The 15,249-nt window shown below is 64.4% G+C and carries 16 protein-coding genes and 2 pseudogenes; 7 read left to right on the top strand and 11 right to left on the bottom strand.

What is annotated here, in order from left to right; genetic code table 11:
* Positions 1–61 precede the first annotated feature (61 nt).
* Positions 62–271 (bottom strand): hypothetical protein, encoded by a 210-nt coding sequence (locus XI05_RS19980; RefSeq protein ID WP_271504955.1) that lies wholly within the window; start codon positions 269–271, stop codon positions 62–64.
* A 207-nt stretch (positions 272–478) separates the two neighbouring features.
* Between XI05_RS19980 and dinB the strand changes: the two genes are divergently transcribed.
* Complete coding sequence (gene dinB, locus XI05_RS19975) at positions 479–1,579, top strand: DNA polymerase IV (protein ID WP_271504953.1); 1,101 nt, start codon at positions 479–481, stop codon at positions 1,577–1,579.
* Positions 1,580–1,678: 99 nt separating this feature from the next.
* Here the strand turns inward: dinB and XI05_RS19970 are convergent, their stop codons facing one another.
* Positions 1,679–1,972 carry a hypothetical protein gene (locus XI05_RS19970; RefSeq protein WP_172787942.1) on the bottom strand — a complete coding sequence of 98 codons (294 nt, stop codon included), beginning with the start codon at positions 1,970–1,972 and terminating at the stop codon, positions 1,679–1,681.
* Between the two features lie 195 nt (positions 1,973–2,167).
* On the bottom strand, positions 2,168–2,854 hold the full coding sequence (locus XI05_RS19965) for a DNA-3-methyladenine glycosylase I (protein ID WP_271504951.1): 687 nt from the start codon (positions 2,852–2,854) through the stop codon (positions 2,168–2,170).
* A 256-nt stretch (positions 2,855–3,110) separates the two neighbouring features.
* On the opposite strand from XI05_RS19965, the gene XI05_RS19960 reads away from it, so the two are divergent.
* The 3 genes from XI05_RS19960 to XI05_RS19950 all read left to right on the top strand — a co-directional run bounded on the left by XI05_RS19960 (position 3,111) and on the right by XI05_RS19950 (position 6,555).
* Entirely contained in the window at positions 3,111–4,505 is a 1,395-nt protein-coding gene (locus XI05_RS19960) for an MBOAT family O-acyltransferase (protein ID WP_271504949.1), read from the top strand.
* Between the two features lie 3 nt (positions 4,506–4,508).
* Entirely contained in the window at positions 4,509–5,579 is a 1,071-nt protein-coding gene (locus XI05_RS19955; protein WP_271504947.1) for a hypothetical protein, read from the top strand.
* A 148-nt stretch (positions 5,580–5,727) separates the two neighbouring features.
* Positions 5,728–6,555 carry a metallophosphoesterase family protein gene (locus XI05_RS19950; RefSeq protein WP_271504945.1) on the top strand — a complete coding sequence of 276 codons (828 nt, stop codon included), beginning with the start codon at positions 5,728–5,730 and terminating at the stop codon, positions 6,553–6,555.
* On the opposite strand, the gene XI05_RS19945 is transcribed toward XI05_RS19950, so the two are convergent.
* From XI05_RS19945 to XI05_RS19930, 4 genes are all read right to left on the bottom strand, one after another.
* Positions 6,494–6,979, bottom strand: a complete 486-nt coding sequence (locus XI05_RS19945) for a Crp/Fnr family transcriptional regulator (protein WP_271504939.1) — start codon at positions 6,977–6,979, stop codon at positions 6,494–6,496. The genes XI05_RS19950 and XI05_RS19945 overlap by 62 nt on opposite strands.
* Positions 6,980–7,080: 101 nt before the next feature.
* Positions 7,081–7,821: a di-trans,poly-cis-decaprenylcistransferase gene (locus XI05_RS19940; RefSeq protein ID WP_271504936.1), complete on the bottom strand. Its 741-nt coding sequence runs from the start codon at positions 7,819–7,821 to the stop codon at positions 7,081–7,083.
* 30 nt (positions 7,822–7,851) lie between these two features.
* The gene (locus XI05_RS19935; protein ID WP_025033235.1) at positions 7,852–8,226 is read right to left on the bottom strand and encodes a transcriptional regulator; all 375 of its coding nucleotides are present in this window, start codon (positions 8,224–8,226) and stop codon (positions 7,852–7,854) included.
* A complete protein-coding gene (locus XI05_RS19930; protein ID WP_172787949.1) occupies positions 8,213–8,830 on the bottom strand; it encodes a hypothetical protein in 618 nt (205 codons plus the stop codon). The genes XI05_RS19935 and XI05_RS19930 overlap by 14 nt, the downstream gene beginning before the upstream one ends.
* A gap of 203 nt (positions 8,831–9,033) precedes the next feature.
* On the opposite strand from XI05_RS19930, the gene XI05_RS19925 reads away from it, so the two are divergent.
* Positions 9,034–10,278, top strand: coding sequence for a S1C family serine protease (locus tag XI05_RS19925; RefSeq protein WP_271504934.1), 1,245 nt, complete (start codon positions 9,034–9,036; stop codon positions 10,276–10,278).
* 236 nt (positions 10,279–10,514) lie between these two features.
* On the opposite strand, the gene XI05_RS19920 is transcribed toward XI05_RS19925, so the two are convergent.
* The 4 genes and pseudogenes from XI05_RS19920 to XI05_RS19905 all read right to left on the bottom strand — a co-directional run bounded on the left by XI05_RS19920 (position 10,515) and on the right by XI05_RS19905 (position 13,204).
* Positions 10,515–11,252: a DUF899 domain-containing protein gene (locus XI05_RS19920; RefSeq protein ID WP_271504932.1), complete on the bottom strand. Its 738-nt coding sequence runs from the start codon at positions 11,250–11,252 to the stop codon at positions 10,515–10,517.
* A gap of 14 nt (positions 11,253–11,266) precedes the next feature.
* A pseudogene (locus tag XI05_RS19915) lies at positions 11,267–11,599 on the bottom strand (SRPBCC family protein); the annotation flags it as partial.
* An 11-nt stretch (positions 11,600–11,610) separates the two neighbouring features.
* Positions 11,611–12,063: an ArsR/SmtB family transcription factor gene (locus XI05_RS19910; RefSeq protein ID WP_271504929.1), complete on the bottom strand. Its 453-nt coding sequence runs from the start codon at positions 12,061–12,063 to the stop codon at positions 11,611–11,613.
* 166 nt (positions 12,064–12,229) lie between these two features.
* On the bottom strand, positions 12,230–13,204 hold the full coding sequence (locus XI05_RS19905) for a Bug family tripartite tricarboxylate transporter substrate binding protein (protein ID WP_172787953.1): 975 nt from the start codon (positions 13,202–13,204) through the stop codon (positions 12,230–12,232).
* A gap of 124 nt (positions 13,205–13,328) precedes the next feature.
* On the opposite strand from XI05_RS19905, the gene XI05_RS19900 reads away from it, so the two are divergent.
* Both XI05_RS19900 and XI05_RS19895 read left to right on the top strand, forming a co-directional pair.
* On the top strand, positions 13,329–13,748 hold the full coding sequence (locus XI05_RS19900; protein ID WP_271504926.1) for a VOC family protein: 420 nt from the start codon (positions 13,329–13,331) through the stop codon (positions 13,746–13,748).
* A 335-nt stretch (positions 13,749–14,083) separates the two neighbouring features.
* A pseudogene (locus tag XI05_RS19895) lies at positions 14,084–15,118 on the top strand (AMP-binding protein); the annotation flags it as partial.
* Positions 15,119–15,249: the final 131 nt, after the last annotated feature.

Below are 15,249 nucleotides of genomic sequence, written 5' to 3'. Positions count from 1 at the left end.
ACGGCGGCGAGGACAACACATTGGCCGGGCGGAGCAAGATCAGACGAGGTCGTGCCGGCCCTCACGTCAGCATCGCGACAATCGCCTGGATCTGGTCGGACGCGGTCGTCACCAGTCCGTCATATGACGTCTGGCCGTGTGCGGCGGCCTTCAGGATGCATTCGGCCACGGCTGCTTTCAGGCCGAACACCGACTGATGCGCCGGCACGCTTGCCATCACGGTCTCCAGTGCCTGACGCATCGTGTGAATGAGCTCGGAGCTGTATTGCATGGACCTCTCCTCCGCGGGCTCATATGGGACCATATCCCTGGGCTTGCCACTCACAAGACTGAGATTGATCTTTGAACCCGTCGAGGCTGAACGCCTCGATTCGAACGCCGGATGGCCGCACTGAGCACGCCGGCAAAGGCGACGCACAACGAGAACTGAAACATCCATCGCCTCGCGATTCTTTTCACGCGATTGTATCATCCCGCCATGAGCGAATCCGATACGGTGACCAGCGGGTCCTCGCCGGTGCGCAAGATCATCCATATCGACATGGATGCGTTCTATGCGTCGGTGGAGCAGCGCGACAATCCGGAGCTGCGCGGCAAGCCGGTCGCGGTCGGCGGCTCCGCGGAACGCGGTGTCGTCGCGGCTGCGAGCTACGAGGCGCGCAAGTTCGGCGTCCGCTCGGCCATGCCGTCGGTGACGGCGAAGCGGCAATGTCCCGATCTGATCTTCGTCAGGCCGCGCTTCGAGGTCTACAAGGCGATCTCCAGGCAAATCCGCGACATCTTCGCCGAGCACACGCCCGTCATCGAGCCACTGTCGCTGGACGAAGCCTATCTGGACGTCACGGAAAACCTGCAAGGCATCCCGCTGGCGCGGGACATCGCGCTCAAGATCCGCGCGAAGATCAAGGCCGAGACCGGCCTCAACGCGTCGGCGGGCATCTCCTACAACAAGTTCCTGGCCAAGCTCGCGTCCGATCATCGCAAGCCCAACGGCCAGTTCGTGATCTCGCCGGAGATGGGACCGGCCTTCGTCGAGCCGCTGCCGGTCGGCAAGTTCCACGGCATCGGTCCGGCGACGGCTGCGAAGATGAACGCGCTCGGCCTGTTCACTGGCCGCGACATCCGCAACCAGTCGCTGGAGTTCATGAACGCGAATTTCGGCAAGTCGGGTGCATATTATTATTGGATCTCACGCGGCGTCGACGAACGCCCCGTGCGCGCCAACCGGATCCGCAAATCCGTCGGCGCGGAGAACACGTTCTCGACCGACCTCGATGCGTTCGACGCGCTTGTCGCCGAGCTCAGGCCGCTCGTCGACAAGGTCTGGCGGCATTGCGAGGCGACCGGCAATCGCGGCCGCACCGTCACCCTGAAGATCAAGTTCGCCGACTTCGAGATCATCACGCGCAGCAGATCCGTCGCGGCGGCCGTTGCCGGACGCGACGATCTGGAACGGCTGGCCTGCGGCCTGCTCGAAGCCGAGATGCCGCTGCCCAAGCGCGTCAGGCTGCTGGGGATCTCGCTGTCCTCGCTCCATGCCGCCGGCGAGTCGGAGCCGCAGCTGACGCTGGGCATCTGAACGCGGCGCGAGCTTTCGGCGACGGAGCGCACCAGGCGCGACGAACGGTGGCGGATGTTCCGATCCGCCACCGATGGAGGCAATCGCGCTCGGAGCGGTTCAATGCTTCATATGCTCGAACACCACGATCACGCCGGTCGGTTCGGGCTCATGCGCCATGAGGCGCGTCAGGTCGGAATCGCCCCAATCGGCGAGGCTGACGACCTCGCCGCTCTCGCGGTCGCTGCCGAGCGATCCCGTCGGCTCGAGGACCTTGAGCCCCATCTCGTCGACGAAGAAGGTGTGCTCGCCGAACATGCTGTTGAGCTGCGGCATCGCCGGATGTTCGTCGGGCAGCACCTGAGCGCCGAGTTGGTGGACGGTCTGCTTCACCTGTTCAGATGTGAGCTTCATGAGCTGCTCCGTTGCTGGATCCGGTTGTCATTGAGCCGGGCGGGAGCGAGCATTCCCTGCGCCCTTGTGCGCCTGGCTCAGAGTCCCGAACAGGCGCTGCGGACAAATGTTCCTTCGAAATGTATTTCGTGATCGCAAGTTTCATCGGCCGCGTTCGCGGCACAAGATCGCCACAGGATGCGCACGATCGACGCGCTACTCGCTGCGGTTCTCGCCGAGCGACAGCGCGCAGATGCGTGACAGATATGTGTACGGCAGGCCGGTCTCCTCGGCCCAGGCATTGAATTGCGCCTGCACCTTGGCGAGATCGCCCTTCGACTTGACCTCCTCGGCGATGTCGAGCCCGGCATCGCGCAGGCAGGCCACCACGTCCTTCGACGTCACAAAGCCGTCCCAGCCGACGAAGCGCAGCAGCATCTGGCCGGTGTTGCCGCCCAGCCGGCTGCCGCGCTTGGTGAGGAGATCGAGCAGGCCGATCTCGTCGGACGACGGCCACTTGGCCAGAAACTTGCCGAAGCTGCCGTGCTCTTTCGCGATCTCCTGCACGAACACGGCATTGTCCCGCACCGACATGATCTTGGCGCCGTTGCGCACGATGCGCGCGTCGCGCAGCAGACCCTCCCAATAGTCTTCGGGCTGGAAGCTGAGCTTGGCGGGCTGGAAATGCAGGAAGGCCGTTTCAAACCCGTCCCATTTGGAATCGATCACGCTCCAGGCAAAGCCGGCGCAGAACACCCGCTTGGTCATCTCGGCGAGGATGCGATCGTCGCCGAGCTTGGCCAGCCGCTTCAGGTCCGGCTTGGCCGGCATCAATTTGTCCAGCGCCTTGGGCCCGCCCTTGCGCTTCTCGGCGCGGGCGCGAATGGTCTTGAAGGAGGTCATGTGGACATGCGCTCTCGAGGATGCGCCACGACATCAGAATTCACGCGGCGGGTCCAGTCCCGCGAACATCAGGCGTCCTGATCGCATCGCCGGATCAGGCGAATTTAGGTTGATTTCATCTCGGGGTTGCTATTCTGATGCCGTGGTGATGGAAATGATCCTTGTCACCACGACGCCCCTGTCTTCCTTTCCGTCGTCGTCCCCATTGATATGGCGAGCGGCGCGCTTGCTGCTCAGCAAGTGACTGTCTGCTGCGATGTCGTTCGTTTCCCTGGCGTTCCTTTGCTTTGTTCCCGCGACCTTTCTGCTCTACCACGCCACCTCGCGGCTTGCGGTTCAGAACGTCATCATCCTGGTCGCTAGCTACGTATTCTACGGCTGGTGGGACTGGCGCTTTCTGCCCCTGCTGGCCGGCATTTCCATCGTCAACTATGCCGCGGCGATCGTCATCGCCGCCTCCAAGCGCGAACAAACCCGAAAGCTTCTGCTCTCTCTCGCCATCGCAGCGGCGATGATCGTTCTTGCGATCTTCAAATACTTCAATTTCTTCATCGATTCGTTCTCGATGATCGCCGAGCGCGTAGGGCTTCATCCGAACGTGCCGACATTGCGCATCGTGCTGCCGCTCGGCATCTCCTTCATCACCTTCCAGGGCATCGCCTACGTGGTCGACGTCTATCGCGGCAAGCATGCCGCCGAAAAGGACGTCGTCAAGTTTCTCGCCTTCAAGGCGTTCTTCCCGCAACTCGTCGCCGGCCCGATCGAGCGGGCGAGCAACCTTCTGGACCAATTTTCAGCGCCGCGACGTTTCACGTCCGATCACGCCGAACGCGCGCTCTGGCTCCTGATCTACGGCTATGCCATGAAGGTCGTGGTGGCAGACAGCCTCGCGCCGATCGTGGACACGCTCTTCATTCCGGAGCAGCCCTTCGGTTGGTCGGTCATCCTCGCCACGCTCGCGTTCGGCATCCAGATCTATGCCGACTTCAGCGGATACAGCCTGATCGCCAAAGGCGTCGCGCTGCTGTTCGGCTTCGAGCTGATCTGGAATTTCCGCTACCCCTACTGGTCGGTTTCGATCAGCGAGTTCTGGCATCGCTGGCACATCAGCCTCAGCACCTGGCTGCGCGACTATCTCTACATCCCGCTCGGCGGCAACCGCCGCGGCGAGCTCATCACCAACCGAAACCTGCTGCTTACGATGGCGCTGGGAGGTCTCTGGCACGGCGCGTCATGGACCTTCGTGCTCTGGGGCCTGGTTCACGGCCTGGCCCTCGTGGCCTGGCGCGCGTTTTCCGGCAAGGAGGCGCCGGGCTCGATGGTTGCCCGCGGCGTCGGCTGGGCTCTCACCATGCTGGTGGTGTTCGTGGGCTGGTTCTTCTTCCGCGCGTCCAATTGGAACTTGCTGGTGGGCATGCTCTACGCCCTCGGCAACTGGGAGTGGGCTCCGGTGCACGGCGCCGCCGGTCTGGCGATCCTGTCGCTGTCCGTGCCGCTGATGCTGCTGGAGTGGCAGCTTCGGTCGCGTGGCGACTATTCGATCCTGCAGTGGCCTGCATGGCTGAGATATCCGCTGTTTGCTACGCTGGCGGCGATGACGATCGCCGCCTCCGGACACGTCAATGCAACCTTCATCTATTTCCAGTTCTAGATCATGCCCCTGAAACAGACGATCGAATCGATCGGACACTGGCCGCTGGCAGGTGCCGTATGGATCGTTGCCCGACGGCTCCTTCCGCTTGGCGCGCTCACCACCCTCATCCTCGGCATTGCACATTACATCCATCAGCAGAGCTTGCATCAATGGTCGCGCGGCATCGAGACCTACATCGTCCTGGAGCAAATCAGGCGCTCGGAGCGGCTGCCTGCGGCCGACCTTGCCTTTCTCGGCGATAGCTCCTGCCTGATGGGGATTCACGTCCCGACGTTGTTGCAGGCGTTCCCGGGATCCGGGATCGAGTCGTTCTGCACCATCGGATTCGTCGGTCCGGATGGGTATGGCGCGATGCTTGAAAAGATGATCGCCCGCGGGCGCCAGCCCAGGAAGCTGGTTCTGGTGTTCAACCCGGTTCAGTACGAGCGCGATCCGAGGTGGAATGAATGGGTGAATTTCATCCGGACCAACCGCTTCGAAGTTCCGTCCGGCCTGACGTTTCCGGCCGGAGGCCCGGAGTACATCCGCCTGCTGATGGAGCAAGCGGTCTACAATCCGCTGCCCGGGGGCTACGCGGTGTATTACGGCGGCAAGGACCAGTTCATTTCAACCATTTGGCGCGAGCATGGCAGCGCCATCGACCCCAATCGGATGCTCGATATTCCTTCGCTCGCCGCCTACAAGGCCACGCTGGCCGGTCACGTCTTCTTCAAACCCGATCCCAAGATCAAGCCGTTCGTGATGAACGCGGAATTCGAGAAGGCGCTCGTCTCCTTGTCGGAAACGCTATCGAAGTTCGACCGGTCGAAGGTGTACCTTGTCATCACGCCGGTCAATTCGCTCTATGCCCAAGGCGGTCCACAGAGCTTTCATGCCGAGGCTGGTGAAAGGATCGCCGCCATGCTCGGCATCGACAGATCGCACTTCCTCGATACGCCGGATATGATGCTGGACATCATGTACGCGCACTATCCCTCGCATCTGCATCGATGGAGCCGGATCATCTACACCGAGCAGCTTGCCGAGGCTCTGGCGGGCCGTGGCGTCCTGGGAAGGGAGAAGGGCAACTGACCGCCTGCCCCCCGATCGGCTCGGGCGCGGCCCTTTTGCCGCGTCGGCGGGGCCGACAGGGCCGGTTTGCTTCTTGCCTTGGATGTCGGCCGTGGCAATATCGGTCAATTCGCAAGCCTTCCGATTGCTTTGACCTGACGGATTTTCAATGCGCTGCCTGGTCGTGGCCGACTTGCACTATTCGCTGCCTCAGCTCGACTGGCTGGTCAGCGCGGCGCCGCGATTCGACCTCGTGATCTTCGCCGGCGACGCGCTCGACATCGGCTCGATGGTGGATTTCCGCGCCCAGATCGTGGTGGTGAAGAAGTACCTCGCGCTGCTGGCAGCGACGACCCGCGTGATCCTCTGCTCCGGCAATCATGATCTCGACGAGCGCAACACCGAGGGTGAGAAGATTTCGCGCTGGATCTCGGAAGTGCGCGAGCTCGGCATCGCCTGCGACGGCGACAGCCTTAACGTCGGCGATACCCTGTTCACGGTGTGCCCGTGGTGGGACGGGCCGCAGGTCAAGCAACGCCTCGTCGCGCAGTTGCGCGATGCCGCGGCCGTCAGGCCGCAGCGCTGGATCTGGACGCATCATGCGCCGCCGGCGGATTCACCGACGAGCTGGGGCGGCAAGCGCTTCTTCGGCGACGTCGAGCTGGTGCAGTGGATCATGCAATACCAGCCGTCGATGGTGATCTCGGGCCATGTGCATCAATCACCCTTCATCAGCAATGGATCGTGGTTCGATCGGCTGGATCAGACCTGGGTCTTCAACACGGGCCTGCAACCCGGCCGTCCGCCGACCTACATCGTGCTCGATCTCGATGCCGACAAGGCGTTCTGGCTGGCGGCCGGTGCGGCGCAATGGATCGACCTGAATGCGCCCCTGCAGCGGCCCGCCGCCCCCATCGAGGCGCCGCCCGACTGGCTCACATTCTTGGATCGGATTGCCGATCCGAGCCTGGCGAAACCTCAAGCGGCGGCAGGTTGATCATGCTCTGGAGCACCTCGCCGACCATGGCCAGATGCGTACCGTGGCCGGCATATTGCCGCTTCAGATCGGCGAGGTAAGTGTTGGCGACGTTGAGCCGCTGCGCCAGCATTTTTGCGATCAGCAAGGCCACGCCCGGCTCCTTCTCGAGGAACGAGGCGGCATCCTCGAACTCGTAGACGATGGCCTCGGAGCAGGCCCGCACGGTTGCGGTGTGCGGCTGGCCCAGCAGCACGGACATCTCACCCAGCACCGCGCCGGGCTCGGTGACGGTGGCGACCACCATCTCGCCCTTGAGCACCTCGAGCCTGCCTTGCATCAGCACGTAGAGATGGCCGGAGGTGCCCCCCTCGGCGACGATGATCGTTCCGGCGGCAAGCTGCCGCTCCGTTCCGCCGGTGCAATAATCGAGGACTGCACGCATCGTACGAAAGCTCCGTCGCGGGACGATACCCAGCGCCGGAATACTAGAGCACGATCCATGCCAGGCGGCAATCAGCGGGGAGCCGGCGGGCGCGAGGCGCGTCACACCTGGGAGAGCGAAGGCACTTCGCCTGGCAGGATCGCCTGCAGACCACCAAAGCGGCGCTCGCGGTTGTGGAAGGCGGCGAGCGCCTCGGCAAGATCGCCCGCGTCGAATTCGGGCCACATCCGCTCGGTGAAGTGCAGCTCGGCATAGGCGCCCTCCCAAAGCAGGAAGTCCGACAGCCGCTTCTCGCCGGAGGTGCGGATGATGAGATCGACGTCGCGAAGGCCAGCCTCGCCTGTGACCAGCTGCGAGAAGGCTTCGCGGGTGAGGCTGGTCAGCGCGGCCGCCTTCGCCGCGGCATTGAGGATGGCCTCGCGCGCGGAATAATCGACGGCGATGCGCACATGCAGCGTGCGGCCATCGGCGGTGGCCGCCTCGGCGCGCGCGATCGCGGCGGCGATGCCGTCGGGCAGGCGATCGCGGCGGCCGATAACGGAGAGGCGCACGCCGTTCTTGACGAGGCTCTGCACTTCGTTCGCGAGGTAGAAGCGCAGCAAGGTCATCAGCGCCGCGACCTCGGCCTTCGGCCTCCGCCAATTGTCCGTGGAGAAGGCGTAGAGCGTCAGCGTGCCGATGCCCTGCTTGGGCGCGGCCTCGACGATGCGGCGGATAGTCTCGACGCCGGCTTCGTGGCCGCGCAGGCGCGACAGGCCGCGCCGCGTCGCCCAGCGGCCGTTGCCGTCCATGATGATGCCGACATGAAGCTTCTCGTTACGGGACGTGATGTCACTTTGCATTGCAAAGTCTCCGGTCAAAAAGGGGGAAGATCAAGTCGAGGCGATACCGAGGCGGCCGAGCGGCGGCGCCTCGCGGCCGGCGGCCTTCGCCGCGTCGCGCACCAGTCGCTCGAGCACGGCGAGATAGTCGAGGAAGCGGCGGCGGCCGGCCTTGGTGAGACGGCAGGTGGTGTGCGGACGGTTGCCCTCGTAGCCCTTGGTCACCTCGACGAGGCCGGCCTCCTGGAGCACGGCAAGGTGGCGGCTGAGGTTGCCGTCGGTGAGGCCGCAGAGCTGCTTGAGATCTCCGAATGCAAGCCCCTTGGGGTGCGCCATCAGCGAGGTCAACAAGCCGAGCCTCGCCTTCTCGTGGATCACGCGGTCGAGCCCTTCATAGGAGAAGGGCGCGCTGTCAGTCTTCGACATCGTTGTCTCCGGACGCGAAATGCAGAATGGCCGCCATCACCGATTGCCCGATCACGAAGGGCAGCCCCATGGTCCATGGCGACAGGGTGTGGGTTCGGCTCGCGAGCACCACGACGGCGAAGCCGGACACGAAATACCAGGCGCCGGCGAGCGCGACGGTGCGCGGCAACGAGCGGACCGAGGCGAAGATGCCGAGCGACACCAGGATCTGCCACAGGCCCGGCAGCAGCCACAGCGTCTCGCTCGCGAACTTCCACATCACCACCGCGAGCAGAACGCCGGCAACGCCCGCCGGCAGGAACTGCTCGACCGCCTGGTGAATCATCGCGTCGGCGAGACCGGAATGATGGCGTCGCGACCGCGCGCGCATCTCGATACCGATGATCAGCCCCGAGAGCGCGGCGGCGATGAACCAGCCGATGAAGAAACCGAGCGGCTCGCCGGTGGGATCATCCAGCAACCAGAATTGCAGAATGGCGGTGATGAGCGCGACGGCGCCGGTCGCAGCCATCGCTGCCGGGCCGTAGCCGCGGAAGGCGGTGCCCGCCGCGATCTGGCTGCGGATCGCCACGATGTCGGCCAGCGCCTTGTCGAGATCGCGCATCGGCACCGCCAAACCTCGTTCCACCCCGGCATTTGCAGGACAGCTGGTCCTGTTACTTTGTATTGCAAAGTATACGGCACTGCAAAGTAAATGCAAGCCCGAATTGCTGCGGCAGCCGAAACGAATAGAGCGGACAACTGATGGTTGCGCCTCACCTGCCCTCGCGGATAAGATGGATGCAAGCGCGTTTGCCGGGGGCTGGTATGTGGTTGAGGTCGTTGGTCGCTGCGTTGGTGTTGCTGCTGAGTGTGGTCGGGGCGAACGCGGCGGGGCCGTTTGGCACCGTCAATGTCGGCAACTGGATCGGCGGCGCGTTCAGCAATGACGAGACGGGCGCGTTCTCCCATTGCGCGGCGACGACGCCTTACGCGAACGGCGTCATTCTCGTCGTGGGTTACAATGCCACCGGCACCTGGACGCTGGCTTTTGCGAGTCCGAGCTACCGCTTCAACAAGGGCGAGAGCGCCGCGATCGACGTGACCTTCGACGGGCAGGAGCAAGCCAGGTTGTACGCTACGGCGTATCAGTCCAACATGCTCACCGCCGTCATGCCGCTCAAAGTCGTGCGTACCTTTCAGAAGGCGAGCCTCATGGTGGCGACAGCCGGTCGCGCCGTTCTGAATTTCGATCTGACATCGACCGGGCCGGTGATCGCGGCATTGACCAATTGTGTGAGCAAGGTGAAAGCCGACGGGCTCGACAAGGCGGGCGATTTCACCAAGGGTGCGGCCAAGCCGGCGGCGACGGCGGAGAAGCAGGCGGCACCGCCCTCCGGCGGCAAGCCTGCCCGAGCCAGGAGCGGCACCGGCTTCGTCGTCAGCACGGGAGGGCACATCGTCACCAACCACCATGTGATCGACGGTTGCGTCGGCGACATCAAGGGCAATCTCACCGGCGAAGCCGCAATGGTGCTGCGCCTCGTGTCGAGCGACGCCAACAACGATCTCGCGCTGTTGCAGGCGCCCTCGACGACGACCTTCAAGGACTTCGCCCGGATCCGCGACCGCTCGATCCGCTCCGGCGATTCCGTCGTCGCGATCGGCTTTCCCTATCACGGCATCCTGACCTCGGACTTCAGCGTGACCACCGGCATCGTGAGCTCGCTCAGCGGCATGCGCAACGATTCGCGTTTCCTGCAGATCAGCGCACCTGTGCAGCCCGGCAATAGCGGCGGGCCGCTGTTCGACAACACCGGCCAGGTCGTGGGCGTGGTCACCGGCAAGATCCCGGCCCTGCGCATCGCGGTGGCGACCGGCAACATCCCTGAAAACATCAACTTCGCCATCAAGACCGGCGTGCTGCGCGACTTCCTCGACAATTCGATCGTGCCCTATCAGACCGCCGAACCGAAGGCCGAGCTCAAGACCACCGACATCGCCGCCAACGCCCGGCCGTACACGATGCTGATCTCGTGCAATGCGACCGAGCAGGCGGACGCGAAGCGGTAGCGTGAGGCGGAACGGCAGCCCTCGCCGCCTCGCGCTGTCATTCCCCGCGAAAGCGGGGAATCCAGTACGCCGCGGCTTCTCGGCCCTAGCCGCGCCGCCTCGGAGTACTGGATCGCCCGGTCCCGGCTCCGCCAAGGCTACGCCGAGGCTCGCACGGGTGCTCGGCGCGCCGAAGCTTCAGCGAAGGCGGCAAGGCCGGGCGATGACACCTTTGATGTGCGTCGAGCGTTTCCCCCTCACCCGTGACAGCACGCCGCCTTCGCCGGCTGCGGTTCGTACTGGTCGCGCAGGCGCACCCAGTCCATCGGATAGGGCAGGCCTTCCTCGTGACGGCCGAGCGGGGTGAGATCGAGATATTGATAAGCGGCGTTCATCATGTCGAGGCCGCGGGCGAAGCACGAATAGGTGTGGAAGATCGCGCCGGCCTCGTCGCGGTAGAACACGCTGATACCGGGTAGTTCGGGGCCGTACAGCGGAGTGGTCCCGAAATTGTACATCGGCTTGCCGGTCGCGACCTCCTCCGGCGAGAACGTCACGCCGTAATCGCGGTTGAAGTCGTTGCGGCCTGAGGAAACCCAGTCGAAGGTCCAGCCCATCCGCTTCTTGAAGGCCTCGAGCTTTGCGCTTGGCGCCAGCGAGGCCGCAACCATCGCGGTGTCGCGCGCGGCCAGATGCGGCACCATGCGCTCGAACCCATCTGCCCAGAACGAGCAGCTCTTGCACGCCGCCTCCCAATCGGGTGCGAACATCACGTGCTGCACGATGAGCTGCGGCCGGCCCTCGAACAGGTCGCCCAGCGACACAATGCCGTTCGGCCCGTCAAATTCGTACGCCTTGTCGACCTTGACCCAGGGCAGCCGGCGGCGCTCGTCGGCAAGCCGTTCGCGGGCCTGGGTCAACTCCTTCTCATGGTCCAGAAGGGCCTTGCGCGCGGCGATCCATTGCTCGCGCGAGACGATCTGATGTTGCTGCATGGCGTTCTCCTTGGTCAGGCGACGAAAGCATCGAGCTTGTCGAACAACGAGCTCCACCCGCGCTGGTGGTTGTCGCGTGCGGTCTCGTCGAAGAACTGGGCGTGATGGAAGATCATCAAGGTGCCGGCGCCATCAGGCTTCAGCGAGATCGTCACCAGCGATTCACGCTCCGGCGTCGAGTGCCAGGCCCAGGTGAAGACGAGAAGCTCGTTCGGCATCACCTCGCGATAACGGCCGCCGGCCTCGAAATATTCGCCGTCGTCGCCGGTGAAGCTGATGCGAAACCGGCCGCCGACGCGAACGTCGAGCTCGGCTTGAAGCGTCGCCGGCTTCATGTTCGGCGGCCCGAACCATTGCGCTAGCTGCGCGGCTTGCGTCCAGGCGGCGTAGACCTTTTGCGGCTGCGCGCGGAGCCGGCGCGTGAGCGTGAGGCTTGGTCGTTCTGCCGGGCGTTCGGCAGCGTTGGCGACTGCGTTGGCCATGTCTCTTCCTCCACGAAGGCGGCGAGGCGATCGAGATTGTGGGACCAGAACTGCGCATAGCGATTGAGCCAGTTCATCGCCTGCTCCATCGGTTGCGCGGTCAGCCGGCAGGCAACCGTGCGCCCGGTCTTCTCGCGCACGATCAGCCCGGCATCCGTGAGCACGTCGAGATGCTTCATGATCGCCGGCAGCGACACCGGGAACGGGGCAGCCAGCTCGCTCACCGACAGGCCGTCCTGCTCGCCGAGGCGCGCCAGCAAGGCACGCCGCGTCGGGTCGGACAGCGCCGCAAAAGTCCGGTCCAGCGTCTCGTCCCTATACTTAACCATGTGGTTTAGTATAGACGCGAGCGCGGCAACGTCAAGCCGGAACCCGCAGACGCGGATCCGCACGACTGCGTGATCTGTTGCTGGACGCAGGTTGCATCAACCAAGCAACGCAAAGAAAAAAGCCCTGCCGAACGGCAGGGCTCTCTTCCCGATCATCACGAGATCGCTACTCGACCTTCAGGCCGGCGAACTCGACGACCTTCTTCCACTTCTCGGTCTCGGCCTTGATCTCCTCGCCGAACGCCTCGGGCGTCTGCACCCGCGGCTCGCCGCCGAGCTCGACCAGGCGCTTGGCCATGTCGGGCTCCTTGATCACCGCGTTGACCTCGGCGTTGAGCTTGGCGATGATCTCCTTCGGCGTGTTCTTCGGCGCGCCCATGCCGAACAGCGCGCTCGCCTCATAACCCTTGACAGTGTCGGCGATCGGCTGCACGTCGGGCAGCTGCGGCGAGCGTTCCGTGGTGGTGACGCCGATGGCGCGCAGGCTGCCGGAGCGGATGTGCTGGATGATCGAGGGCATGTTGTCGAAGATCACCTGCACCTGGCCGGCGAGCATGTCGGTGATCGCGGGCGCGGCGCCGCGATAGGGCACGTGCTGCATCTTGCAGCCGGTCATGGCCATGAACATCTCCCCGGACAGATGCACCGAGGTGCCGTTGCCGGACGAGGCCATGTTCACCTTGCCGGGATTGGCCTTCACGTACTCGATGAACTCGGCGACGTTCTTGGCCGGCACGTCCTTGTTGACGGTCATCACGTTCGGCACGCGCTGGAACGAGGCGACCGGCGCGATGTCGCGCACGAAGTTGAACTTCAGGTTGGCGTAGAGCGAGGCGTTGATGTAGTTGGCCGGATTGACCAGCTGCAACGTGTAGCCGTCGGGCTCGGCATTGATGACCGATTCGGTCGCGATGTTGTTCCCGGCGCCCGGCTTGTTCTCGATCACGAATTGCTGGCCGAGCTTTTCCGACAGCCGCTGGCCGATCAGCCGTGCCAGGATGTCGGTGGCGCCGCCCGGCGGATAGCCCACCACCCATTTCACCGGACGAGCCGGATAATCGGCGGCAAGGGCCTTCGACAGCGGGGTGGCGGCAAGCGGACTGGCGGCGAGCAGGCCCAGCGCGGTACGGCGAGTGATCATCTCAAGGGTTCTCCCAGTGTTGTTCTTGAAGGTCGGATGGCTTGAAGGCCGCGTGGCCGCGGTTGTAACAAAGCTGGCCGCGGGCGGAAAGTGCGCGGGGCACTTCACGACGAAAGGATGAGACATGACGGTCAAGGTTCATGCCCTGGATCATCTCGTGATCAATGTCACCGATGTCGCGGCAAGTGCTGCGTGGTACGGCAAGATTCTCGGCATGGATGTCAAGCTGTTCGATCCCGGCGGCGGCAAAGCGCCGCGGACTTTCCTTGAATTCGGTAACCAGAGGATCAACGTCCGGCAACGCGACGCCGACAAGGTGGAGTGGTTCACCGCAAAGCAGCCGACGGCGGGCAGCGAAGACCTGTGCTTTCTCACCTCGGCCACGCCGGACGAGGTGGTGGCGCATTTGCGGGCACATGGCGTCGCGATCGAGGAAGGCCCGGGCCCAAGGCAAGGCGCCCGCGGCACGCTGCGCTCGGTCTATTGCCGGGATCCCGATGGCAGCCTGATCGAGATCTCGTCGTACGAGGATGGTGGCCGGTAGAGTCCTCCGCTGCCCACCCCGAACGCCGTCATTGCGAGCCACCGGGTCCGCGCAAAGCGCGGCCCGATGACAGGCTCCGCGAAGCAATCCAGACTGTCTCCACGGAGGGACCCTGGATTGCTTCGTCGCACGGGCTCCTCGCAATGACGACGGAGAAAGCTCGGCCCTCTCCCCCGATTTGCTTCACGCCTCATCCGATGGCAGGAAGACGCAATCATCAAAAGACAGCCGCCAGCAAGATGCAGGCTGCACCGGGAGGAGCCATGCCAGTTCAACAGACCACAGCCGGAATCGTGGGCCCGTTCGATGGGCTCGACGTGCCCTGGCTCTAGAAGATGCGCGCCGAGGTCCGGCGTGATCATCCGTTCCTGATCTGGGCGCCGTTCGACGCGCCGGCGCGGCGCTGGAGCTACGGCGAGTTTCACGAGCGGGTCGGCGCGCTCGCGGCCGGGCTCGCCAGGCGCGGCGTCAAGCCGGGCGAATATGTGCTCATTCATCTCGACAATTGCATCGAGGCGATGCTGGCCTGGTTCGCCTGCGTCGAGCTGGGCGCCGTCGCGGTCACCACCAACACGCGCTCTGCACCGGCCGAGATCGCGTATTTCGCCGATCATTGCGGCGCGGTCGCCGCGATCACGCAGCCGGCCTATGCGGACATCGTCGCGCAGAACTGCCGCAACATCCGTTGGCTGGCGGTGACTTCGCACGATGCGGGCGCGGCGCCCCCGCAAGGGGTGTCGCGCGGCGACAGCTTCGAATCGCTGTTCGCCGACAGTGCCGATCGTCCCAGGCGCGCGACCGATCCGCTGGCGCCATGCAGCGTGCAATACACCTCGGGCACGACGTCGCGGCCCAAGGCGGTGCTGTGGACCCATGCCAATGTGGGGCGCCAAGATCAACGCCGCGCATGAGGACCTGCACGCCGGCGACGTGCACCAGGCCTACTTGCCGCGTTCCACACCAACGCGCTGGCCTATTCCATGCTGGCGACGCTGTGGGTCGGAGCGACTTGCGTGATCCAGCCGCGCTTCTCGGCCAGCCGGTTCTGGGGCGTCGCACGCGAGCATGGCGCGACCTGGACCTCGACCATCCCGTTCTGCATGAAGGCGCTGCTCGAGCAGGAGATCCCGATGGACCACAAGTTCCGCCTGTGGGGCACCGCCATCAACGAGCCGCCGGCCTTTGCCGCCTTCGGCGTCAAGATGATCGGCTGGTGGGGCATGACCGAGACCATCACCCACGGCATCGTCGGCGAGGTCGACCAGCCCAACATCCCGATGTCGATCGGCCGCGCCGCGCCCGAATATCAGATCCGCATCACCGACGACGACGGACGGCCGACGGAGGTCGGCGACACCGGCAATCTCGCGATCAAGGGCATCCCGGGCCTGTCGCTGTTCGCCGAGTACCTGCACAACGAGAAGGCCACGCGCGAGAGCTTTGACGAGCACGGCTTCTTCCTCACCGGCGACCGTGTCGAGCGGCTCCAGAACGGCTTCAT

Origin of the sequence: Bradyrhizobium sp. CCBAU 11357 (assembly GCF_028128865.1) — a bacterium.
In the GTDB taxonomy this organism is placed as follows: domain Bacteria; phylum Pseudomonadota; class Alphaproteobacteria; order Rhizobiales; family Xanthobacteraceae; genus Bradyrhizobium.
This window is presented reverse-complemented; position numbering and strand designations above follow the sequence as displayed.

What these genes read in the sequence shown, in the direction of transcription:
- XI05_RS19980 (WP_271504955.1), bottom strand. Translation starts at nt 271, where the DNA reads ATGCAATACAGCTCCGAGCTCATTCACACGATGCGTCAGGCACTGGAG.
- dinB (WP_271504953.1), top strand. Translation starts at nt 479, where the DNA reads ATGAGCGAATCCGATACGGTGACCAGCGGGTCCTCGCCGGTGCGCAAG.
- XI05_RS19970 (WP_172787942.1), bottom strand. Translation starts at nt 1,972, where the DNA reads ATGAAGCTCACATCTGAACAGGTGAAGCAGACCGTCCACCAACTCGGC.
- XI05_RS19965 (WP_271504951.1), bottom strand. Translation starts at nt 2,854, where the DNA reads ATGACCTCCTTCAAGACCATTCGCGCCCGCGCCGAGAAGCGCAAGGGC.
- XI05_RS19960 (WP_271504949.1), top strand. Translation starts at nt 3,111, where the DNA reads ATGTCGTTCGTTTCCCTGGCGTTCCTTTGCTTTGTTCCCGCGACCTTT.
- XI05_RS19955 (WP_271504947.1), top strand. Translation starts at nt 4,509, where the DNA reads ATGCCCCTGAAACAGACGATCGAATCGATCGGACACTGGCCGCTGGCA.
- XI05_RS19950 (WP_271504945.1), top strand. Translation starts at nt 5,728, where the DNA reads ATGCGCTGCCTGGTCGTGGCCGACTTGCACTATTCGCTGCCTCAGCTC.
- XI05_RS19945 (WP_271504939.1), bottom strand. Translation starts at nt 6,979, where the DNA reads ATGCGTGCAGTCCTCGATTATTGCACCGGCGGAACGGAGCGGCAGCTT.
- XI05_RS19940 (WP_271504936.1), bottom strand. Translation starts at nt 7,821, where the DNA reads ATGCAAAGTGACATCACGTCCCGTAACGAGAAGCTTCATGTCGGCATC.
- XI05_RS19935 (WP_025033235.1), bottom strand. Translation starts at nt 8,226, where the DNA reads ATGTCGAAGACTGACAGCGCGCCCTTCTCCTATGAAGGGCTCGACCGC.
- XI05_RS19930 (WP_172787949.1), bottom strand. Translation starts at nt 8,830, where the DNA reads ATGCGCGATCTCGACAAGGCGCTGGCCGACATCGTGGCGATCCGCAGC.
- XI05_RS19925 (WP_271504934.1), top strand. Translation starts at nt 9,034, where the DNA reads ATGTGGTTGAGGTCGTTGGTCGCTGCGTTGGTGTTGCTGCTGAGTGTG.
- XI05_RS19920 (WP_271504932.1), bottom strand. Translation starts at nt 11,252, where the DNA reads ATGCAGCAACATCAGATCGTCTCGCGCGAGCAATGGATCGCCGCGCGC.
- XI05_RS19910 (WP_271504929.1), bottom strand. Translation starts at nt 12,063, where the DNA reads ATGGTTAAGTATAGGGACGAGACGCTGGACCGGACTTTTGCGGCGCTG.
- XI05_RS19905 (WP_172787953.1), bottom strand. Translation starts at nt 13,204, where the DNA reads ATGATCACTCGCCGTACCGCGCTGGGCCTGCTCGCCGCCAGTCCGCTT.
- XI05_RS19900 (WP_271504926.1), top strand. Translation starts at nt 13,329, where the DNA reads ATGACGGTCAAGGTTCATGCCCTGGATCATCTCGTGATCAATGTCACC.